Source organism: uncultured Methanobrevibacter sp., assembly GCF_902770715.1.
Taxonomy (GTDB): domain Archaea; phylum Methanobacteriota; class Methanobacteria; order Methanobacteriales; family Methanobacteriaceae; genus Methanocatella.
Window position 1 is genome coordinate 1 of record NZ_CACXTS010000036.1, and the last position, 20,109, is coordinate 20,109.

The following is a 20,109-nucleotide window of genomic DNA, read 5'->3' on the forward strand; positions in this document are numbered from 1 at the left end:
TGACGATTTGTCTTACTTTGTATGGAGTTCTTCTTCCAGATGGGCAACTACCACTGCAGGTACCACATTGGAAACAGTGTTTTACAGTTTCGATTCCAGCATCAATGAACTCAGCGGTGAAATCTGGATCACGATTACTATCATTTAATAATTCTTTATCAGTCAATAAAGTCATAGTATCTCTCTCTTTATCTTTATCTTTATCATTTGAATCCTCATCAGCTTCTTCAGCATCTTCTTCAGCTTCAACTTTCTCGTGGATTTCTTCCTTGATAGTTTCAACTTTTTCATGAATTTCTTCTTTTTTAGCTTCAACTTTCTCGTGGATTTCTTCCTTGATAGTTTCAACTTTTTCCTCTACAGGATCGATGTCTTCAGAAGCTAAATCTTCAACACTGTCTTCTGATTCTTCCACAGCTGCTTCTTCTGCCTCTACAACTGGTTCAGCTTCAGTAACGACAGCTTCATTTTCAATTTGTGAAGATGTAACTTGGACATCATCAGATGTGTTTGAAACATCGTAATTGATGTCTGTTTCTTCTTCCTCATTTTCTCCTTTAAACAAGGATTTAAGACGATTTATTATAGACATTGAAAACACACCTCAGATTTTCATAGGATTATTTTTCCTCTAATCTATACTAATAATCTTTAAAAATACATATATAAAGGTTACTAAATTTTTGAAAGGTGTAACCTAAATGTTTACACTCAATGAAAAATTTATATTAACCTAAAAAACAAAAATTAACATAACGATTGAATAGGATAGACATAAATGATAAAAAAATTCGAAATCAAATCACATGACGGACCTGGCAGAATCGGAAAACTTGACGGTGAAATGACACCCAGATTATTTTTCAAAGATGAATTGAAAATAGCTCCAAGCGAAGGATCAGCACATAACATTGACCGTGAAATCGCTGAATTCAATGTATCTGAAACATTAAGGCTCGCAGAAGAAAATGTCGACAAATGTGATGTTGCTGTAATTCAAGGTTCAAAATACATTGACTTAAGAGTTGAATGCCTAAAAGGACTACAGGAAATCGGATACAACGGATTCATAATAGCCAATGGCGATGCGCTATTGACCAATTTTAGAGACCTTGTTGAAGTTATCGTTTCACTTAAAAAAGAAGCTAAAAAATCAAGTTATTTCATATTTCCATTTGCTGAACTTTCATTCATGCCTATTTTAGCATATATGGGAATCGATGGGTTTTTAACAGATGCCGCAAATTACTACAGTTACTTGAATGTCCTTCAAACTCCAACAAAAGCATATGATTTGAATACCTATGCCATTTATGAAAACATTTCTCAAAAGGATTTGGAAAAGAAAAATCTTGAAAATATGGAATTTGTAATTAAGGAAATCCATGCACACATGAAAAACAGGTCTTTGAGAAATCTTGTTGAAGAGCGCTCAACTACAACTCCACAGAATATCTCAACATTAAAAATACTTGATAGAGATTACATGGACTACTTATTAGAGTACACACAGCTATTTTAGGATTTCGAATGATGAAATAATATTTTTGAACTCTCTTTCAGATTCACCGGAAACATCAAGTGTTCTGAGTTCAAAAATATAGATGTCTCCTTTTTCAATGAAAACGTAAGTGTGGATGTCAAAGTTGATTTCAGGAGTATCCATATTTGCATGAAGCTTAATTGCATCTTTTTCAGCAATCTGTGTAAAATCAGAAGATAATATCACCCCACCATCATCGGAAATGACATCTTCCATGAATATCTTATAATCATCAAGAGTTGTAGCGGTTGGAAACATTACTGCATTGATTAGATTGTCTTGGCCTTTGGATAATGTTGCAATGCAATCCGGATTTGATAGGATATCTGCCTTTTCGACTTCCCAAGTTTCAGGATATTGAAAAGTGATATTGCCTGTGTTGAATGTTCTCATGAACTAATCCTCATTTTTTGATGAAACATCAATAGTTTCAGGCTTTTCTCCCTCTTCTAAAGTGTCAATATATTTAGAAAATGGTTCTGGGAGTTTTGGCATTACTTCTTTTAAAATTTCAGCAGCATCAAGCTCTAAAGCCTGTCCTGAAAGCAACTGTTCAACATCAAAATCAAATTCGAATGGTTTTAATAAATCATCGGTGGGTACTCTTAAATTAATTCTTCTCTTATTCATTATCATTTTAAGAGTGCTTGTATTCCTGATTTGATCATTCATGTCTTCAACAGTACTATTTATCTCATATGCTATAGCCTTATTCTTCTCATTTACTTCCTGCTTGGATTTTTCTATGGATTTCTCCAAACCGGCCGCAAGTTCGGCGTTTCTTTTGTTGATGTTGTCTCTTGCCTCATCAATAACAACATTGATAGCATTTAAGATAGATTTGTTTAACTCGACATTATAAGCCAAAATCATTTTGTTTTTATAGTCAAGCTCTTTAAAAATAGCTACTCTTTCATCATCAATTTTAGTGATTTTTTTGTTCAGCTCATGAATTTCATCTTTTGCTTTTATAAGCTCTTCCTTATCGGTCAACTGTTCTTTTAAGGAATCGACATCATCGAAAAAGGAAGCTTTAAGAGTTTGAATTTGTTCCTTCAAAGTTGCGATTTCTGCATCTTTCGCTTCAATAGTATGATAAAACTCATCAAGTTTTGCATCAGAAAATTGATTATCGAGTAATTTCTCATAGTCAGATTGAGTTAGTACCTTTACCAAATCATTATCTTCGAAAGGATCTTCTTTTTTAAGGCTGACCTGTTTTTGTTGAGATTCTTTCTCGACAGTATTGCCGTCCTTATCTTTACTGGTATACTTTTTAGTATAAACTCTAACAGTTCTAAATTCATCACTTTCCATTATAACACCCACTCTATATTAATAAATAGATTTGTTTAATTTAAATAGTTAATGATTAAAAAAAGAAAAAAAAGAGAAAAAAATGATTTTTTATTTGTTCTCCTTTTCAATCCATAACAACATTGCCTCTTCAATTGCCTTTGAATACCATCCTGTTTTAAAAAGCATCTTGCTGGAGGCAATTTTGCGAAAATGCAAGTCAATGTCATTATTGATGCTAATTGTTACACGCCTGTTTCGAGTCATACAAATAGATTGTGCATACTGGTTAATAAACGTTTTAGTGTTTTTTTAGAGCATTTTGATGTTTGAATTTAAATATTGGAATGGACTCATCTTTAATGAAAAAGGCATAGTATTTAACTTTTAAAAAAAATAATATAATGATTGAGGTCCCATGAATAATAAAAAAATAATAGTGATAGGAATAATTGCATGCATATTAATACTTGCCATCGCAGTAATGTTAATAAGCTCGACAAATTATGAAAGAATTGAAATAACACCCAATGGAACCAGCATAGATGTTCCTGTCAACAAAACTGACTATCTTGGAGAATTTGAAGGCATTAAAGTTTGGAATTTGGATAACGGAGCATTAATTACCTATAATGGCCATGAAGGTATCAACAGTTTTCAATTAAGTGATTTGAGCTTTAATACAATCAATGAGATAATAAAAAAGGGAGAAATGCAAAACATCGATGGCTTTACATGTTACGTATTGAATGCTGACGAATTATTGGAAATTCACTTGTTTGACATCATCAAAGTAAATTATAACGGTAAATTGTATTTTATTCCGTTAAATAATGAAACAACACAGGACAACATTATAATTTTTTCCAACGACAAGGACATGGCATTGCATATGGCTAAGTCAGTGCAATACAAAAATGTTTATCCAAACAGTGCATCTTCAGATAATTCTAACATCACAATAGAAAAAATTGCTGGAAATCTGCTACCAAACACTACAATCAGTTTATAATAGAAAATATCCCTTATTTTAAAAAGAATTAAAATCAATCACCCGTTGAAAGGAAGATCTCTTGCTAGAATTTTGGCTTTTAGATTATCCAGATTACCTGAGATAATGGATATCTTTTTGCCATCAACTACTGTGGCATAAGTCCATGCATCTTCAAACTCTGAAAGAATATAATCTTTTTTCACTTCCTCTTCTTCATAAGACACTTCTTCTGATTCATAAGGCATTTCAATTGGTTTGAACCCATTAATTCTTTGAATACCCAAATAGAAGTCTCTATACTGAGGATTTCCAAATTGACCCTGAATAAGCCATTTGACAACTAAATTTTTATTAATACCAACTGCGGATGCCGCTTTAAAAATAGATTTATGTTTCCTATATGCACCTAAGACAAGCAAAGATTCATTTTTGAAATTCCTGAATTTGTAGTTTCCATATTTCAGTTGTTCATGCAATAACTTGGATTTAAGATTATTATTTCTTTCTTGTAAACTATTTAATGCATTCATTACAATTATTTATGTAATTCAACCTTAATAACCTTACGATTTGATTTTGCCAAAAAAACAACTGTTTATCCTCAAGCAGAGTATTATCAATCCTTCCAGAAAACTGCACACCCCGAATGGAAATTGAACTTGAAAACTATGAATTCAGCATATATACATATGCCAATGAAAATAGCCAAACTCAAATTCGAAAACATTGAGATCATACCCTCAAACAAATGAAAACATTTATATAATATTAAAATATAAGTATTATACGATGTGAAGTAAATTTCATGTCTGTTAATGAAGACATCAACCATTTTATAATCTCCAAAATGTTAGAATATGTTTCATTAAGGAAGTAGAAGAACACTACTACTTCCACTCCCCCCTTTATTTTAAGAAAAAAACTGTTTTTAATAAAAATTACTATTATTTTTGAAATATTAATAAAAAAATTTATATACTTTCAAAATATAACTAATAATCGATATGAATTATATTACATATCTTAATTAAAAAATCAGTCAACCTTTTTAATCTCCAAAATTAAAAAAAAACTATTAAGGAAGTAGTATCTAATCCAACTACTTCCACTCCCCCTTTATTTTTAAAATTAAACATCATCAAGTATTTTAGGGTCTGCTCCAGCAATTTCGACCAAATACTCCGCTTCGACAATGTGAAGCTTTGAAGGAATTACAATACAATGAAGAGGACCCCCAAAATCAAAATCAATTAAGTCTTTGATTTTACCCGCCTTGACGCAGACATCTTTTGAACCGACACGAGCAATACCCATAGCCAAAGTGTTTTCATTTATCATGCCCTCACGGTCCAAATCATCATGAATGTTCATCAAATATTCCAAACCTTGATTTACAGTCATGTACCTGTCCTTGTGAGCCTGAATATCGAGCAAAACCAAAGTATGCAAATCCATTTTAAGATTTTCTTCAATAGCTTCATAAGGAGATTTAGGATAAAAATTATAATCAGGGAACGGAATTGTTGTCACTTTCCCAAATTTGTAGCCTTGAAGACCTGAAATAGCAGGAGCTGAAGATAATATTGATGATCCGTGAATAACCTCAAAATCAATCCCCTTTTTTGAGCATTGCACTAAAAAATCACTGTGAGTGGTTGCAATCAATGGGTCACCACCAGTAATTCAATTTCCTGGCCTATAAGTTCTTCAATAGCTTCAAAACTAGAACCGAACAGTCTTGAAGTGAAAAACTCAGCATAAATCTTATCGACATTTTTTAAACATTCCAATCCTTTTAATGAAATATCCTTTTCATCAAATAATCCTAAACCCACTAAATAAAACATAGATATTATATAATATTTTAATCATAATAAACTTTATGAAATGTGTGAAAGTTCCATTAAAACAGTTGAATGATATCCGTATAGAATTAATGGAAAAAGGCTTAATGAATATGGAATATAGGATTAAGGCAGAAGATGAATTCGGATATATTCCAGTCAATGCCAATGTTGAAGGTTATGAAATCGTTTGTATGCACTTGGAAGCTATGAAAAAAGTTCCCCATAACTTTTCCGAATTGCTTGAAGATGAACTGACCGATGAGGAAATTGAAAATTTAAGAACATCATTTGACACCATCGGAGATATTGTAATACTTGAAATTCCCGATGATTTAGAAGACAAAAAATTTAAGATTGGGGATGCTGCACTTAAATTTACTAAAAGAAAAGCGATTTACATGAAAAAAAGTGCAGTTAAAGGAACAACACGTGTTCGTGACTTGGAGTTTTTGGCCGGAGAGGACGATTCTGTTACAATCCACAAGGAACACGGTGCCCGCCTGAAATTGGATGTTCGTGAAGTTTATTTCTCACCTCGCCTCGCAACAGAGAGAAAGCGTGTAATGGAAAGTGTTAATGATGGTGAAAAAATCCTCGACATGTTCTGTGGAATAGGCCCATTCCCAATTGTAATTGCTAAAAATAAAAATGTTGAAATTACATCAGTAGACATTAATGAGGAAGCGATTAAATATTTAAATGAAAACATTAAGCTAAATAAACTAAAAGGCAATATTGAAACCTACTGCGGAGATGTTAGGGAAGTCAGCAAATCATTTAACTCAAAATTCGATAGGATAATCATGAACCTTCCGGGCCTTGCCTATACATTCCTTGATGTTGCCTTTGATTTAATTGATGATAATGGAATAATAAACTATTATGAGTTTTCTGATTCATATGAACAGGGAATAAAACGTTTGGAAATTGCAGCTAATGCTGTTGGGAAAAAAGTTGAAATCATTAACTGCAGGAAAGTCAAATCAACATCCCCTGGAGAATGGCATGTTGCCATTGATGGCAAAGTTACAGAATGAACTAATTTTTAGAATATGCTTTGCCAAACATTCATTTAAAAAAAAATAGTTTAGAATTATTGTCTAAATTGGATCAATAATTCCTTTTTCTGTGATAATTCCTGTAATCAATTCTTTTGGAGTAATGTCAAAAGCAGGATTTATAACTTCAGTGCCTTCAGGGCAGATTCTTGCACCTCCATAATACCTCACTTCATCGCCGTCTCTTTCCTCAATGACAGTATCATAAATGTTTATTTCATTATCGAAAGTAGAGTATGGAGCTGCCACATAAAATGGAATGTCATGATGTTTTGCAGCTAGAGCCACCATGAATGAGCCCACCTTATTTACAACACCACCACGAGCTATCCTATCAGCACCGATTACAACCTTATCAATAAGTCCTTGTGACATTAAAAAACCTGATGCTACATCGGGAATTAACTTTACTGGAATATTTTCCTGTTGCATTTCCCAAACGCTTAAACTTGCACCCTGCCCGCGAGGACGGGTTTCATCACAGATTACATTAATATTTTTTCCAGCATCACGTGCTGCCCTGAAAACTCCCAGTGCAGTCCCGTAATCAACACATGCAAGCGCTCCTGCATTACAGTGAGTTAAAACAGTATCACCATCATCAATTATTTCAGCACCATATTTTCCAATGGCCCTATTTGTAGCCATGTCCTCCTCATACATCTTAAGTGCTTCACTTAATGCATCATCATCGCTATTCAATACCCTATCAACCGCCCAGAATAAATTAACTGCAGTTGGTCTTGCTGCTTTAATTTCATTTGCAGCCTTATCCAAATCCACACCTTCAATATCTGCAAGTGCCATTCCAAAAGCAGCTGACACTCCAATAGCTGGAGCTCCACGCACGGTCATATTTTTGATTGCTACAATAACGTCCTGATAATTTTCACAGTAAACATAAGTTAACTCATCAGGAAGCTTTCTCTGATCAATGAGTTTTAATTTATTATCTTCCCATTCAAGTGTTTTCATATTAACACCTAGTTAAAAAAAAGTTTAAAAATATTGAAAGCATAATTAACGTTAGTTTCTAATTTATTAATGTATAAAAATACAATTAAAGGTTTTATAATTATGCTTCCCGTCTAATTTAATATCCAAAATTGGATTGATTAGAGATGTATTTAAAATACATCTACTATTATATTTATAAAATAATCCTTTATAAAGATTACTTAAAAATGTAAGAAAAGCAAATTATTTAGTAATACTAAAAATAATTATGCATGTTTAGTCATTATAGGAACAACTTGTTTTTTACGTGAAACAACGCCAACAAGCAGAACCGTATTATCCTCCAATTCCACATCATAAGCCTTTTCAACAAGACTTGACTCTTTACCAAGTACAATTACTTGGGAATTGCTGTTAACGATATCGGTTATCAAAAGCATGAATAAATCTAAATCTTCATCATCGATTATTGCTTCCATTCCAGCTTCCAAATCCTCTTTCATTTCCATGACTTCATCAATGTCCGCAGTATTTACCTGGTTTACAATTGATTTTACATCTTTAAAGTCAATTTGCTTTGCATCAAGTGATAAAATTTCATCGATTGAGAAATCACTTAAGTCTGTTCCTGCTTTAAGCATTTCCAAACCATATTCCTCATAGTCAATCTCTGCAATTTTTGCAAGTTTTTCCACTGCAATTTTATCATCTTCAGTTGTAGTTGGAGACTTTAAAAGCAAAGTGTCTGAAATAATAGCAGACAACATTAATGTTGCAATCTCTTTAGTAATTTCTACGCCATTTTCTTCATATAATTTACATAAGATGGTTTCAGTACAGCCGACAGGTTCGAATCTTAAGTATAATGGATAAGAAGTTTCTAAAGCAAGTTTGTGGTGATCTACAACTTTTAATATTTTTGCATTTTCCAAGTTGTCAACAGATTCGGCAGGTGAGTTGTGGTCAACTAAAATAACATTGGCGCCATCTTCAACACTTTCAAGAAGTACCGGTGCTTCCATATCCAAATAACTTAAAATGAATTCAGTTTCTTTATTTAAACTACCTAATCTGTAAGCTTTAGCATCAGCATTTCCTAATTCTCTTTCCAAGTTAGCCATTACTAAACTGGAAGTGATTGAATCACTATCCGGATTTTTATGTCCAAAAACATAAGTTTTAACCATATTATCGTTTTCCTCAAAATTAATAAGATAAATATTATATCAATTAATGATTTGATTTTCATCTATTATATAGATTTAAAAAAAATAGTAAAATAAAAAAAAAGTATTTAGTAATGACTTTGTGGAGTCATTCCTAAATGATGGTCTTCGCTTTTTTTACCAGGAATTCCGTAAGCATCTGCTCTGCATTGAGTGCATGCCCTGAATACTGGAATAATTTCTTCCACCTGTTCCCTGACCTGTTCCATCATGGAACAGTCCGGCCTTTCAAGGTCTTTCATTTTTCCTAAGGGGATTAAAGGTAAAACATTCATTAAAGCAGCACCGCGCTTTTCGACTTCACGAGCAATTTCAACAATATGTTCATCGTTTACTCCTGGAATTAAAACGGAATTAACTTTAACAACCAAACCGTTGGCGGCTGCCTTTTCAACACCCTCCAATTGATTTTTGATTAAAATTTCTACAGCTTCACGGCCTTTGTAGACTTTTCCTTCATATTTAATGAAAGAATAGATATTTTCGGCGATTGCTGGATCAACTGCATTAATTGTAACAGTGACAGAGTTTACTCCAAGTTCTGCAAGTTTATCTGCATATTTTGGAAGTAAAAGTCCATTTGTACTCATACATTTAATTAAATCAGGCTGTTCAGTAGCTAATTTTTCAAAGAATTCGAATGTTTCTTCATTAGCTAAGGAATCTCCAGGTCCAGCAACTCCTACAACTGCAATAGGGCCGTCTGCGGTAACATCATTAATATGAGTGATTGCATCATCAGGTTTCATTATACAGCTTGTTACACCAGGTCTGTCTTCCTCATTGTTGATATCTCTTGTACAGAAATTACAAAAGATATTACATTTTGGTGCAACTGGTACATGTGCTCTTCCGACTTTGTCATGCATTTTTTCATTAAAACATGGATGTGCTCTTGTAATATGTGCAAATCTAGAACCTTTATGTTCATTCATAATACCACTACTCCCTTAAATATAACTCCTGTTATTTTGTATTGATACGAACAAATATTTAAACCTTTCTATTTGCCATTGTTTAATTCGTCAATATATTCATGAGCTTTTTCAATCCATGCATCTTTAATTAACTCATCAGTAGCTACAACAGTGACAATATCCTCAGTGGACAAATCTTTAATGATTTTGAAGCCTTCAGGCAAAATTCTAAAGACTGCATCATAAATACGTCTTTGCAAGTTAGAATGAGGATCATCAACGATAACAGTATTTAAAGAAGTGTAGTCTCCATTAATTTCGAGCTGATATCTATTCGGTTGATAAATCTCATCTCTTGAAAACTGCCTCCATAAAATCTTTAAGATATTTGGAAGGTAATTTTCATTATCAATAAGTATGGTGGTTACATCCCTTTCCTTATTATAGATTAAATTAGCTACATCTTCGAACTTGATTGCATTGGAAGTTTTTCTCATTTTAATAGCTAAAACAAATACAGGGTCATCCGGATTAACATAAGCTTTTAAATCATCCACTGCAGTTCCCAAAACCAAATCCTGGAAAATCTGCTTAATGATGATTTCATAAACTTCTGCACCTCTTTCATCATAGCATTCAACTAACATCAAATCAACCCTTTCAATTATATCTATTTATCATCTTGTCTATGTCCCATACCGGATACTAAAAGAGCTGCCCCTACAGCACCAATATGTTGGGAGTATTCAGGCACAATAACTTCGATTCCACCTAAAGTTTCACTTACTGCTTCAACAAGACCAGAAATTAAACTTGTTCCTCCTACTTGGATTAACGGTTCACGAATGTCAATCTCTTGAAGTTGTTGTTCATAAACTTGCTCTGATACGGAGTGACATGCTGCTGCAGCAACATCCGCCTTAGAACCTCCAGCAGCCAATGTAGTAACAAGGTCCTGAATACCGAATACAATACAATATGAATTTAACATTGCTTTTCTCCAGTCACCCTGAACTGCAAGCGGACCTAATTCAGTGATGTCTACATCTAACCTACGGGAAGTCATGTCTAAAAATCTTCCGGATGCACCAGCACAAATACCACCCATGGTAAAGTTATCAGGAATACCGTTATTAACGGTGATTACCTTGTTGTCCATACCACCGATATCCAGTACAGTCGCTTCACCTTTTTGACAGTCAGCCAAGTATACTGCACCTTTTGCATTAACGGACAATTCTTCTTGGATAAGTTCTGCTCCAAATTCCTGACCCATGGTAAATCTACCGTAACCGGTTGTTCCGATACCATCTACATCATCCCATCCGTAATCAGTATTTGCAAATGCTTCGGCCGCAGCTGTTTGTGCAGACTCAATTATGTCTTTAGTAGCTGTCCAACCAGTTCCAATAACCTGATTGTTTTCCATAAGCACTGCTTTTGTAGTAGTTGAACCGGAGTCCAAACCAAGAGTGAGCCCTTCTTGTTTTTCACGAGCAAGAATATTCCTACGAGTAACGGTAGTAGCCAATGCTTCCATACGAATGAACAATTCATCTGCTTTTGTTCTTTCAGTAAATGAGTATGTAACTACAGGAATACGAGTATTATTCTGTATAAATCTTCTTACTTCATTTCTAACTAATGCCGCTTCGGCACATCTGAAACAAGTTGCAATGAATACCGCATCAGGTTTGGATCTGCCTTCAACAATAGCCATGGCTCTTGCAATCATTAACTTTAAACTTGAACTTTGAGCTGAAAATCCGAATTTTTCATAAGATTCATCAATGTAATCCAAATCAATTTCAGGAAGAACAATTTCTGCACCAAATTTGTTTGCTGCTTTTTCAATTTCTTTTTGAATTCCACTATATTCTGTTCCACATGAAACTAAAGCAATTTTAACCATATTATTATTCCTCCTCAACAGTTTCTTCAAGAGAATCTACAAACTCGTTAATCTTATTTACCATAACATAAGTTTCATCCTGATTAGTAGGATAGTTAAGTTCCAATACTGGAATGCCTTTTGTTCTGAGTAAAAATATTGATAATTCATTAGTTCTTGCACATCCAATACAGCCGAAACCATATGGAGCGCCGTCAACAACAATTGCTGCTTCCGCTTCATCTATAAGTGGCCCAATAATTGCCATTCTTCCACGAACCCCGGAAGGAACTTCGATTGCCGCATATTTAAGTCCTTTAATTGGATCATCTTCTGTAATATTCATTGGAGGAGAATCAATCTCCGGGTCTTTGATTTTTTGTCTAATTTGTTTTTGTAATACTAAAGGAGTATGACCTTTCCTTTCAAGTAAATCCGCTAAGATTAATGAATTTGGAGGATAAAGAGCTATTTTAACCATATTTCTCACCTATTCCTTATTTTCTAAACATTCATTCATGATTTTTTTAAATTCGTCAACGCTAACTGGTTTTTTCTCTTCAATTTCCACTTCTTTAGGATTATCTAAAGCTTCTGAAACAAAACCAAGTATTCTATATTCTTTTTCCATTTGGTGGAAACCTTCTCTAGGACCAAACCTATGACCTCTACATCTTCTAGGGTCACCCGGAGCAAATCCTCTTTCCTTTGTGAAAATGTGGCTTGGATCAAGCTTTCTAATTTCTTCAATAGCTTTGTAAACATCTTCACTTTTTCCACTAATCATAGATCCATAACAAGTATTCTTTATGGTAAGCGGCAAACCAAGCATGTGAAACTCACTGACAACCTGTTGTTCACTTACATGAGCTCCCGGCCCAATAAAAATCATACGAGTAATTACATCAGGATCCCAATCTTCTGTACCTAAATCAGGACTCATGGTTAGATTCGGTGACATATACTACAACTCCTTCTTTTAACTTTTCAAGATGGTCATAATCTGAGGTAATATCTCCAATAATATTTGTTGCTTCAAAACCTTCTGCGGTTGGACCAAATTCGATGTTGTCTTCAAATCTAATACCAATTAAACCAGCGCTTTTTGAAGCCATGTTAGTAATACCAATTTGACCTCTAATAACTTTATCAACAGGGTTATTTTCAGGAATTAAACCTTTTGCTAATTTTTTATCCCCTTCAAAAATAACTATATGCATTCCAGGAACTGCAAAGTGAACTTTAATTTTTCCTACCGGATTTTCTAAAAGACCGGATAGGAATTTAAAGTATCTGACAGACCTTGGAGCATTTTCCACAAATTTAATAGTACAAATATCTTCTTTTTTAATAGCTTTAGTGATAACTTGACCTTCTTTTAGAATATCTATTGTATGTTTTGGTTCTTGTTCTACAATTATTGCATCATCATCTATAAGCCCGTCAATGAGGTGTTCTATACCTGCTGCGGATAATATCTCTGTAGCTTCACTTTGAGTTTTATTTAACAGCATTAACCTTTGCTGTTCTGCTTTCACAGTAATGAAATCATTTTCTTTTGCAATGTCAATAATTTCCATACCGTTCACAATGTTACCCACAGTAGTATGATTCGGAGTTAACACCCTATTTTCACGATAAATGTATAATCTTCCAACACCAACACCTTTATTTCTAACTGTAATAGTGCCTCTAGTTCTTTGAGTAGTGTCCTCTTTAGGTTTGTCAATGCCTGCCAAATCATAAAAACCTATAAATGATTCACTGTCAAATGAAACTTTGATTCTATTATCCTTTATAAGGGAAAACAAGTGCTCTACACAAACTGGAGAGTCCTCATCAATATTGAAAGAGATATAAGTAAACAATTCATTGCCTTCTTCCAAAACAGTGCTCAAATCAGATACGGAAGCACTGTCGGTTGTTGTGCTTCTTTCGATAATCGGTTCGATTCCAATTACCTTATCATCATCAGTCAACTTTTCTAAAGTTTTCCTACCACCAATAATTCGGGCAAAAATACCTTTATTATATGGAGGTACGCTGTAAACGTTAGTCGTATTCTCTTTAAGCATTATTAAATGAGTTGACTCATTACTAAAACTAGATAAACTTAAAACAACATCTCCCTCATAATATTTGTATTCATCAGAAGTAGGTTCCAAATCAGTTACAATCGGACCGATAGCCACTTCAGTAGGAGTAGACCAGCGAATATCTAAATCAATGAATTCCTCATATTGACTTTTCCAAACATCAACAAGAGGCTTTGCTTCATCGGATTCGTCTAATTGAATAATTATAGAACCTTGGTTTGTTTTAATTTTATATTTGCTAATATTTTTTTCCAGTTCCTTTTTACCTTTAATTAAACAAACAATACTACCAGGAGTATAGGGGGCATTTGTTTCATCAATTACGTCTTGAATTGTTGAAGCATCTGCAACATCTATTTCTTCTCCATTAATTTTAATTAACATACAATCTCCTAATAAGAATTTTTAATATTATATATTTATAATCTTTTTATATATTAAAATTATTTATTTAAACTTTCAAAAATTATATTAACACATAATAATAACATTAATATTGGAGGAGACAAATGACTATCACTAAAAAAAATATCCTTACAATACTGATCATTTTAATCATTGCACTTGGAGCAATATCAATTGTAAGTGCATATTCCGGAACCGGATTTACGCATGACATCCCATTTTCAAAATACCGTGACGTATCCAATTCAAAAATATTGAGCGGATACAACAAAACGGAATGCCATGTTGAAAAGACAGGAGTCTGCACACAAGTTGTTGACGGAGATACAATTTACCTAGACACAGGCGAAAAAGTACGGTTTGTTGGAGTTAACACACCCGAAAGGGGTGTTGAAGGATATATTGCTTCAAAAAACTTTGTTCAAAAATTCTGCTTAAACAAAAAGATAGGTCTTGATGTGGATAATTCGAAAAATCATGACAAATATGGGCGCACATTAGCTGTCGTTATTGTTGATGGAAAAAATCTAAATGAAATGCTATTAAAAGAAGGGCTTGCGGAGGTAATGTATATCCCGCCAAGTGAATTCTATCCATTTAATTGGGCCGGTGATTCAACACACATTCCATCATCCTATTCTACCTATTCCCATACACATTCCAATAAGGCTTCAAGCTCAAGTGATTCCGGAAGTTATGTAGGTAACTCCAATTCTGGCAAGTTCCACAAATCCACATGCAAATGGGGTCAAAAAACAGCAGAGCACAATAGAGTATACTTTAAAAGCAGGGATCTTGCAATAAGTCAAGGATATCAACCTTGTAAGGTTTGCAATCCTTAACTTTTTTTTATTTATCTGAAAATGAATACTGGATTTTCTTCCTGATTAAACACTTCGGCTTCTTCATCGCCATATTTTAAATACAATGAATTAGAATCAGTGACTTCACCAACCACTTCGGCTGCAATTGAATATTTGGCCAGATATTCTTTGATATAATCGCATTTATCTTCACTGGCTGTAAAAACAAAGCCTGAACCAGGATAAGACCTGAGCCAATCCACCCATTCAACACTTTCATTTCTAGGAATGTCCTCCAAATTGACAACAGCGCCTTTGCATGATGTTTCCAAAAGCATTTCCAAAGTTCCTAAGATTCCTGGATTAGAGATGTCTTTTCCGGATTTAATATAATCATGTTCTGCCAAGTATTGGACTGCGGTAATCTGGTCTTGAACAAGCTGTGCGTCCTTGTCATAAGTAGTGTCCCAATTTAAGCTAAACATTTCATGAGGTTTTCCGTCAAGGTCGATTGCAACTATTACCTTATCCCCCACTTCCGCTCCAAAACTAGTTATAATCTTATCTTTTTGAGCGATTCCTACAATTGCAACACCTAATGAGTCAACCTCTCCATCTGGATGCAGGTGTCCTCCCACCATTGGAACGCCGAATTTCAAGCATCCGTCCTTGATTCCATTTAACAAATCTTCATAAATATCATCATTGCTTATTGACATTATATTGACCATTGCCAATGGCTTTCCTCCCATTGCAGCAATATCATTTACATTTACTAAAACTGAACAGTATCCTGCCCAGTACGGGTTGACATTCATGATGTCTCCCCAGATTCCATCAGCTGCTATTAGCACTACCTGATTGTTGCCTATGTCAATGGCTGAAGCGTCATCACCAATATCTATTACAACATTTCCGGAAACATTATAAGATTCTTTTAAAAGAGAAATTACATTATCAATGGAGCTTTTACGGGATACTCCTTTAAATTCCTGAATTTCACGAACAAGATTTTCAAAATCCAAAGATTACACATCCTACCTATTCAATATAACTAATTTTGTATTTGCAATTAATATTATTTATTATTTCAAGGATTCTGTCCTTAACTTCATCGATGTTTTGATAGTCATAGGATTCCTGTTCATCATTGAAGATGATCCTTTTAATATCTTTGCCGACAATATCATCAAAACCGCTTTCGACTTCAAAAATGATAGAATTCTTAACCTTAAATCCATCTTCAACGACCTTATCCAAATCCCCATCAGTTATTCCGATTATAGGTACATCAAATCTATAAAGAATGTCGGAAGATATCAAAGTCGTATCATCACCAACAGTAACGACAACACTGGAATCCCTGAATTTATAAACATCCTCTCCGGCATGATCTAAAAATGTGATTTTAAATTCATTAGGCTTTTCTGATGAAATCACCCGAGGTGTGACTTTAGCCTTTCTTAAAAGGCCGGTTTTTATGATGGCCGAATCAAGGTCAACTTCACCAAGCTTTTCAAGGCCATGTTCCTTAAGTTCACCGCCAATAATGTCAACAATATGATTGTCCTTAGCAATCAGAGTGAGTTTATCCGAATCAGTTTTTCCGATTACAACACTGTTAACCATTATATTTTCACCGGGACTTACCCCATGAACAATCCTTTGATTAAAACCAGGGTTGTCCTGTTTAATATGGTTATCATAAACTTCCTCAGGTGTTGCAATAGCCAAGTTCAGTTCCTGAGACAATTCTTTGACAATATCCATATTATTATTCCATGGTATGATGCTTCCATCATCTTCGCCCGGCCTTTCAATTTGAATTACCGGGACGTTATTGTCTGCTATCTTTTCAACATAATGATTATAAACTTTATATCCGAATACCTGGCCTGTCACATTAGATTTGCCGTAATTAAGTAAGAAAATCACATCAACATCATCATCATGAAATATCTTTAAAGAATCGCTTGGAACCAGCTTTTTTGAGATGTCTATGACTTTCTCCAAGCTTGCATCAATGACAGCAGTCCTGCCCATTGTTCCGCCAAGTCTGACGGAAACATCACCATAACCTTTAAGCAATTCTATCAATTTAAGGGCATAACCTGAATCAATAATATTCGGACCATGAACTACAATCCCTATTCTCATTTGTTCACCTTAATCCTTTTTTTAAATATTTTAGATCCGCAAATTTCACAATCATCAAATGGATAATCTTCATCGAATTCCCTTTTGCAGCCTTCACATACCTTTTTCCAATTGTAAATCCCTTTAATTCCTTCAGTTATAATGCCGGAATAAGGTATATTCATGATTTTTAAAGTATTTTGAATAGTGTAATCATCACTTATTACCTTTACATTCTTCCCCTGTTTTGAGAACATGTAGGCCAGAGCTATTAATTTCGTATCCGGTTGGGATAATCTTAAAATATCACCTGATTTAGATATAATATCATTAACACATATTATGTACTTAGATGGTACATCTTGTATAACCAACATTCCCTCATCGATAGCCATGTCAAACATCAAACGAGATTCGAAATCCTTAATTTCGGCGGTTATTTCAGGAACCGTGAAATTATAATTCGAATTGTTATTTCAGGAACCGTGAAATTATAATTCGAATTTAATTTGAATCCATTAATAAAGGCAGACGCATCTAATACATAATAAATTTCCATGATAATAATTTAATTTTATAAATTAATAAATTTTTATCTATTTTAAAAATAGCGCTTCCAAAATATTTGGGAGACATTATGGGAAAACTCGGATAAACATTGGAAAAAGTCTGGAAAAGCTTTGGAATGCCATTTGGAATAATAAGGTACTCATTTGGAAAAATCTATTTAAATCTAGATGGAAAAATTTGATAATACAAAATTCATCTAAATTTTTAGAATTTTTATGAATTAAAAAAATTGGAGGAAAATGAACATGAATTTTCACAATGAAATTAATAATGATATTAAATTTCTTGCAAAATCAGAAATTCGGCTAAAAATTCTAAGTGAGCTATATAACCATCCGAACAGTGTGCGCGGAATCGTTAATAAAACAGACATTACCTACAGTTCTGTTTCAAGCAACATCAGCAAATTAGAGCAAAACGACCACATTAGAAAAATCGATAATCAATACCACATCAATCCAATGAGCGAAATCTACTTTAAGACATTTATGGATTTCAAAAACAGCGTTGACATAATAAACGATTACCATGATTTCTGGAACGATCACAATTTAAACCAATTAAGCATGTATTGCATGAAGAACCTCACTGATTTAAAAGATTCAGAGCTAATCGAAACAACACCTATTGATATCTACAAAACCCATAACACCATTAAAAAGCAATTAATGGAATCAGAATCCATAAAGGCCATTTTTCCATATTTGCATCCAGAATATCCTCAATTAATAGAGCATATCCTAAAAAATAAGGGTATTGTAGAGCTATTAATCCCCAGAAGCATTTACAAAGCCATAATGGCAAAAATCAATGATAAAATCAGGAAAAATGCTTTAAAACAAGGAAATTTGATTGCATATCCAGTTAAAGAAGAATTAAAAATTTATTTGACTATCTGTGATCAATCAATGAGTTTGGGATTATTCAAAGATGACGGCAGTTTCGACCAGAACAGAATCCTAATTTCAAACAATGAAAAAGCACAAAAATGGGCAGAAACCCTATTTGAAAATTTAAAAAATGATGTGATAAAATGACCAATTTACAAACCAAAAAAGATCTTAATGACGAATATAAAAACGTCAAATACATTTTAACATCAGGCATGAGAACAAGATTGCTTTTATCTATTTATGACAGTTCAAAAAATTTAGAGGAATTGAGAATCTCACTAGAAAAGCCATCAGCCACAATCTTGCATGGCCTAAAAGAATTAGAAAATCAAAATTTAATAAGAAAAGTTCAAAAATACTATGAATTAACATCAAACGGTTATCTACTTACCACCAATATGGTAAAACTAATTGAAAATTGGTATGCCATAAACAAAAACAAAAAGTTCTGGAACAATCATGACATATCAGACATTCCCGAAGATATTTTAAAAAACATGTACCTTCTGAAAGATGCCGAGTATGAGACTTCCACTACAAGCAACCTGTCAAATGCGTTCAACAAATACATAAAACTAATTTCAAAATCCTCAACATTGAAAATAATAATGCCAATATACTCTGAAAATCATTTGAAACACATGATTAGGCTTTTAGAAGAAGATAAACTAAAAAATTTGCAGCTGATTATTGATAACAGAATTCTTAAGTCAATTCAAAAGAATCCTCAACTCAACAAAGGTTTGCTTAAAAACAAAAAAGTAAAGATCAAATGCATCAGCACAAATCCGAAAATATTTTTAACATGTGCAGACGAATTCATGTCATTAACCCTATTTTTCAAAGATGGACACTATGACGATTCTCAAATTCTAATTGCAAAAGATAAAAATGCCCTAAAATGGGCATTGGGATTACACCAACACTTTGACAATTATAATTGAGGATTTTGTATGAAAAATAAAAAAGAGATTAATATAGAAATATTAAACTTGAGCAATAGAGACCTGTCGAATATTCTAATTGGAAGAAAAGGTGGAAAAACAACAATAAAAATAATAGACAAACTGTTAATAAAACCCTATAACGCAAACCAACTAGCCAACATACTGAATTTAGATTACAAAACAATAATCCACCACATAAACATCGCATACGAACATAAATATGTCGATAAAGAGGAAACAAAAAACAGCAATATTTATTATGTAAGCAATAAATTAATTAATTGTTTAGATGAATATTATCTAATAAAAGAATTTCTCTTAAATGAAAAATAAGGTGAAAGAATGAAAAGTGAAACATCAACACAACATCAAAAGGAATCATCAAAAGACATTGCTTGTGGAATAATTACACTTAGCGATAAAAAAAAAAAAAAAAAAGCTGATTTATCCGGCCAATATATGGCAGAAGAAATCGAAGCCAGATACACATTAAAATCCAGGAGTTTAATTCCTGATGAAAAAGAAGATTT

The 20,109-nt window shown here is 33.4% G+C and carries 22 protein-coding genes and 3 pseudogenes; 8 read left to right on the forward strand and 17 right to left on the reverse strand.

The features are described 5' to 3' along the window. Nucleotides 1–592 (reverse strand): annotated as a pseudogene (locus QZU81_RS09085) (CoB--CoM heterodisulfide reductase subunit C); the annotation flags it as partial. A 186-nt stretch (nucleotides 593–778) separates the two neighbouring features. On the opposite strand from QZU81_RS09085, the gene QZU81_RS09090 reads away from it, so the two are divergent. After that, a complete protein-coding gene (locus QZU81_RS09090) occupies nucleotides 779–1,522 on the forward strand; it encodes an archaeosine tRNA-ribosyltransferase (RefSeq protein WP_295591423.1) in 744 nt (247 codons plus the stop codon). Here the strand turns inward: QZU81_RS09090 and QZU81_RS09095 are convergent. The 3 genes from QZU81_RS09095 to QZU81_RS09105 all read right to left on the reverse strand — a co-directional run bounded on the left by QZU81_RS09095 (nucleotide 1,514) and on the right by QZU81_RS09105 (nucleotide 3,106). After that, nucleotides 1,514–1,936 carry a hypothetical protein gene (locus QZU81_RS09095; RefSeq protein WP_292849828.1) on the reverse strand — a complete coding sequence of 141 codons (423 nt, stop codon included), beginning with the start codon at nucleotides 1,934–1,936 and terminating at the stop codon, nucleotides 1,514–1,516. The two genes, QZU81_RS09090 and QZU81_RS09095, sit on opposite strands and share 9 nt — an antisense overlap. Nucleotides 1,937–1,939: 3 nt before the next feature. Beyond that, nucleotides 1,940–2,860, reverse strand: a complete 921-nt coding sequence (locus QZU81_RS09100) for a hypothetical protein (RefSeq protein ID WP_292849831.1) — start codon at nucleotides 2,858–2,860, stop codon at nucleotides 1,940–1,942. Between the two features lie 90 nt (nucleotides 2,861–2,950). Continuing rightward, complete coding sequence (locus QZU81_RS09105) at nucleotides 2,951–3,106, reverse strand: hypothetical protein (RefSeq protein WP_292825414.1); 156 nt, start codon at nucleotides 3,104–3,106, stop codon at nucleotides 2,951–2,953. Nucleotides 3,107–3,257: 151 nt separating this feature from the next. On the opposite strand from QZU81_RS09105, the gene QZU81_RS09110 reads away from it, so the two are divergent. Then, nucleotides 3,258–3,851: a hypothetical protein gene (locus QZU81_RS09110; protein ID WP_295591426.1), complete on the forward strand. Its 594-nt coding sequence runs from the start codon at nucleotides 3,258–3,260 to the stop codon at nucleotides 3,849–3,851. Between the two features lie 38 nt (nucleotides 3,852–3,889). Here the strand turns inward: QZU81_RS09110 and QZU81_RS09115 are convergent, their stop codons facing one another. Next, nucleotides 3,890–4,363: a hypothetical protein gene (locus tag QZU81_RS09115; RefSeq protein WP_292825408.1), complete on the reverse strand. Its 474-nt coding sequence runs from the start codon at nucleotides 4,361–4,363 to the stop codon at nucleotides 3,890–3,892. A 598-nt stretch (nucleotides 4,364–4,961) separates the two neighbouring features. Continuing rightward, nucleotides 4,962–5,680 (reverse strand): annotated as a pseudogene (gene dph5 / locus QZU81_RS09120) (diphthine synthase). A gap of 35 nt (nucleotides 5,681–5,715) precedes the next feature. Here dph5 and QZU81_RS09125 point away from each other — a divergent pair. After that, complete coding sequence (locus QZU81_RS09125) at nucleotides 5,716–6,717, forward strand: class I SAM-dependent methyltransferase family protein (RefSeq protein ID WP_295591428.1); 1,002 nt, start codon at nucleotides 5,716–5,718, stop codon at nucleotides 6,715–6,717. Nucleotides 6,718–6,780: 63 nt separating this feature from the next. Here QZU81_RS09125 and mtnA read toward each other — a convergent pair whose 3' ends face one another. The 8 genes from mtnA to QZU81_RS09165 all read right to left on the reverse strand — a co-directional run bounded on the left by mtnA (nucleotide 6,781) and on the right by QZU81_RS09165 (nucleotide 14,209). Further along, nucleotides 6,781–7,713 carry an S-methyl-5-thioribose-1-phosphate isomerase gene (gene mtnA, locus QZU81_RS09130; protein WP_292849842.1) on the reverse strand — a complete coding sequence of 311 codons (933 nt, stop codon included), beginning with the start codon at nucleotides 7,711–7,713 and terminating at the stop codon, nucleotides 6,781–6,783. 248 nt (nucleotides 7,714–7,961) lie between these two features. Continuing rightward, nucleotides 7,962–8,882 (reverse strand): manganese-dependent inorganic pyrophosphatase, encoded by a 921-nt coding sequence (locus QZU81_RS09135; RefSeq protein WP_292825393.1) that lies wholly within the window; start codon nucleotides 8,880–8,882, stop codon nucleotides 7,962–7,964. A 107-nt stretch (nucleotides 8,883–8,989) separates the two neighbouring features. Then, nucleotides 8,990–9,856: a radical SAM protein gene (locus QZU81_RS09140; RefSeq protein WP_292825390.1), complete on the reverse strand. Its 867-nt coding sequence runs from the start codon at nucleotides 9,854–9,856 to the stop codon at nucleotides 8,990–8,992. A 68-nt stretch (nucleotides 9,857–9,924) separates the two neighbouring features. Beyond that, nucleotides 9,925–10,485: a methanogenesis marker 17 protein gene (locus QZU81_RS09145; RefSeq protein WP_292825387.1), complete on the reverse strand. Its 561-nt coding sequence runs from the start codon at nucleotides 10,483–10,485 to the stop codon at nucleotides 9,925–9,927. A gap of 23 nt (nucleotides 10,486–10,508) precedes the next feature. Then, nucleotides 10,509–11,750: a methanogenesis marker 15 protein gene (locus QZU81_RS09150; protein ID WP_292825384.1), complete on the reverse strand. Its 1,242-nt coding sequence runs from the start codon at nucleotides 11,748–11,750 to the stop codon at nucleotides 10,509–10,511. Nucleotides 11,751–11,754: 4 nt separating this feature from the next. Then, nucleotides 11,755–12,210, reverse strand: coding sequence for a methanogenesis marker 5 protein (locus tag QZU81_RS09155; RefSeq protein WP_292825381.1), 456 nt, complete (start codon nucleotides 12,208–12,210; stop codon nucleotides 11,755–11,757). 9 nt (nucleotides 12,211–12,219) lie between these two features. Then, the gene (locus QZU81_RS09160; RefSeq protein WP_292825378.1) at nucleotides 12,220–12,690 is read right to left on the reverse strand and encodes a methanogenesis marker 6 protein; all 471 of its coding nucleotides are present in this window, start codon (nucleotides 12,688–12,690) and stop codon (nucleotides 12,220–12,222) included. After that, complete coding sequence (locus QZU81_RS09165; protein ID WP_292849846.1) at nucleotides 12,662–14,209, reverse strand: methanogenesis marker 3 protein; 1,548 nt, start codon at nucleotides 14,207–14,209, stop codon at nucleotides 12,662–12,664. Before QZU81_RS09165 ends, QZU81_RS09160 begins: the two co-directional genes overlap by 29 nt. Before the next feature lie 125 nt (nucleotides 14,210–14,334). Between QZU81_RS09165 and QZU81_RS09170 the strand changes: the two genes are divergently transcribed. Beyond that, the gene (locus QZU81_RS09170) at nucleotides 14,335–15,072 is read left to right on the forward strand and encodes a thermonuclease family protein (protein ID WP_292849849.1); all 738 of its coding nucleotides are present in this window, start codon (nucleotides 14,335–14,337) and stop codon (nucleotides 15,070–15,072) included. A gap of 11 nt (nucleotides 15,073–15,083) precedes the next feature. On the opposite strand, the gene QZU81_RS09175 is transcribed toward QZU81_RS09170, so the two are convergent. The 3 genes from QZU81_RS09175 to QZU81_RS09185 are packed head-to-tail and all read right to left on the reverse strand — an operon-like array spanning nucleotide 15,084 to nucleotide 17,609. Continuing rightward, nucleotides 15,084–16,058 carry a methanogenesis marker 2 protein gene (locus tag QZU81_RS09175; RefSeq protein ID WP_292825371.1) on the reverse strand — a complete coding sequence of 325 codons (975 nt, stop codon included), beginning with the start codon at nucleotides 16,056–16,058 and terminating at the stop codon, nucleotides 15,084–15,086. Nucleotides 16,059–16,074: 16 nt separating this feature from the next. Beyond that, nucleotides 16,075–17,190 carry a DUF2117 domain-containing protein gene (locus QZU81_RS09180; protein ID WP_295591435.1) on the reverse strand — a complete coding sequence of 372 codons (1,116 nt, stop codon included), beginning with the start codon at nucleotides 17,188–17,190 and terminating at the stop codon, nucleotides 16,075–16,077. Further along, complete coding sequence (locus tag QZU81_RS09185; RefSeq protein WP_342764271.1) at nucleotides 17,187–17,609, reverse strand: ribonuclease VapC; 423 nt, start codon at nucleotides 17,607–17,609, stop codon at nucleotides 17,187–17,189. Before QZU81_RS09185 ends, QZU81_RS09180 begins: the two co-directional genes overlap by 4 nt. Nucleotides 17,610–17,984: 375 nt before the next feature. Here QZU81_RS09185 and QZU81_RS09190 point away from each other — a divergent pair, with 375 nt between their 5' ends. From QZU81_RS09190 to QZU81_RS09205, 4 genes and pseudogenes are all read left to right on the forward strand, one after another. Next, complete coding sequence (locus QZU81_RS09190) at nucleotides 17,985–18,776, forward strand: winged helix-turn-helix domain-containing protein (protein ID WP_295591437.1); 792 nt, start codon at nucleotides 17,985–17,987, stop codon at nucleotides 18,774–18,776. Next, nucleotides 18,773–19,576 carry a winged helix-turn-helix domain-containing protein gene (locus QZU81_RS09195; RefSeq protein WP_295591438.1) on the forward strand — a complete coding sequence of 268 codons (804 nt, stop codon included), beginning with the start codon at nucleotides 18,773–18,775 and terminating at the stop codon, nucleotides 19,574–19,576. The genes QZU81_RS09190 and QZU81_RS09195 overlap by 4 nt, the downstream gene beginning before the upstream one ends. A gap of 9 nt (nucleotides 19,577–19,585) precedes the next feature. Continuing rightward, a complete protein-coding gene (locus tag QZU81_RS09200; protein WP_292825356.1) occupies nucleotides 19,586–19,912 on the forward strand; it encodes a winged helix-turn-helix domain-containing protein in 327 nt (108 codons plus the stop codon). Nucleotides 19,913–19,921: 9 nt separating this feature from the next. Beyond that, a pseudogene (locus QZU81_RS09205) lies at nucleotides 19,922–20,109 on the forward strand (molybdenum cofactor biosynthesis protein); the annotation flags it as partial.

Bases quoted from the DNA above. Each gene is read 5' to 3' on its own strand.
- QZU81_RS09125 (WP_295591428.1), top strand. From the start codon at position 5,716: ATGAAATGTGTGAAAGTTCCATTAAAACAGTTGAATGATATCCGTATA.
- QZU81_RS09190 (WP_295591437.1), top strand. From the start codon at position 17,985: ATGAATTTTCACAATGAAATTAATAATGATATTAAATTTCTTGCAAAA.
- QZU81_RS09110 (WP_295591426.1), top strand. From the start codon at position 3,258: ATGAATAATAAAAAAATAATAGTGATAGGAATAATTGCATGCATATTA.
- QZU81_RS09145 (WP_292825387.1), bottom strand. From the start codon at position 10,485: ATGTTAGTTGAATGCTATGATGAAAGAGGTGCAGAAGTTTATGAAATC.
- QZU81_RS09115 (WP_292825408.1), bottom strand. From the start codon at position 4,363: ATGAATGCATTAAATAGTTTACAAGAAAGAAATAATAATCTTAAATCC.
- QZU81_RS09095 (WP_292849828.1), bottom strand. From the start codon at position 1,936: ATGAGAACATTCAACACAGGCAATATCACTTTTCAATATCCTGAAACT.
- mtnA (WP_292849842.1), bottom strand. From the start codon at position 7,713: ATGAAAACACTTGAATGGGAAGATAATAAATTAAAACTCATTGATCAG.
- QZU81_RS09135 (WP_292825393.1), bottom strand. From the start codon at position 8,882: ATGGTTAAAACTTATGTTTTTGGACATAAAAATCCGGATAGTGATTCA.
- QZU81_RS09195 (WP_295591438.1), top strand. From the start codon at position 18,773: ATGACCAATTTACAAACCAAAAAAGATCTTAATGACGAATATAAAAAC.
- QZU81_RS09100 (WP_292849831.1), bottom strand. From the start codon at position 2,860: ATGGAAAGTGATGAATTTAGAACTGTTAGAGTTTATACTAAAAAGTAT.
- QZU81_RS09180 (WP_295591435.1), bottom strand. From the start codon at position 17,190: ATGAGAATAGGGATTGTAGTTCATGGTCCGAATATTATTGATTCAGGT.
- QZU81_RS09155 (WP_292825381.1), bottom strand. From the start codon at position 12,210: ATGGTTAAAATAGCTCTTTATCCTCCAAATTCATTAATCTTAGCGGAT.
- QZU81_RS09200 (WP_292825356.1), top strand. From the start codon at position 19,586: ATGAAAAATAAAAAAGAGATTAATATAGAAATATTAAACTTGAGCAAT.
- QZU81_RS09165 (WP_292849846.1), bottom strand. From the start codon at position 14,209: ATGTTAATTAAAATTAATGGAGAAGAAATAGATGTTGCAGATGCTTCA.
- QZU81_RS09140 (WP_292825390.1), bottom strand. From the start codon at position 9,856: ATGAATGAACATAAAGGTTCTAGATTTGCACATATTACAAGAGCACAT.
- QZU81_RS09090 (WP_295591423.1), top strand. From the start codon at position 779: ATGATAAAAAAATTCGAAATCAAATCACATGACGGACCTGGCAGAATC.
- QZU81_RS09105 (WP_292825414.1), bottom strand. From the start codon at position 3,106: ATGACTCGAAACAGGCGTGTAACAATTAGCATCAATAATGACATTGAC.
- QZU81_RS09160 (WP_292825378.1), bottom strand. From the start codon at position 12,690: ATGTCACCGAATCTAACCATGAGTCCTGATTTAGGTACAGAAGATTGG.
- QZU81_RS09170 (WP_292849849.1), top strand. From the start codon at position 14,335: ATGACTATCACTAAAAAAAATATCCTTACAATACTGATCATTTTAATC.
- QZU81_RS09150 (WP_292825384.1), bottom strand. From the start codon at position 11,750: ATGGTTAAAATTGCTTTAGTTTCATGTGGAACAGAATATAGTGGAATT.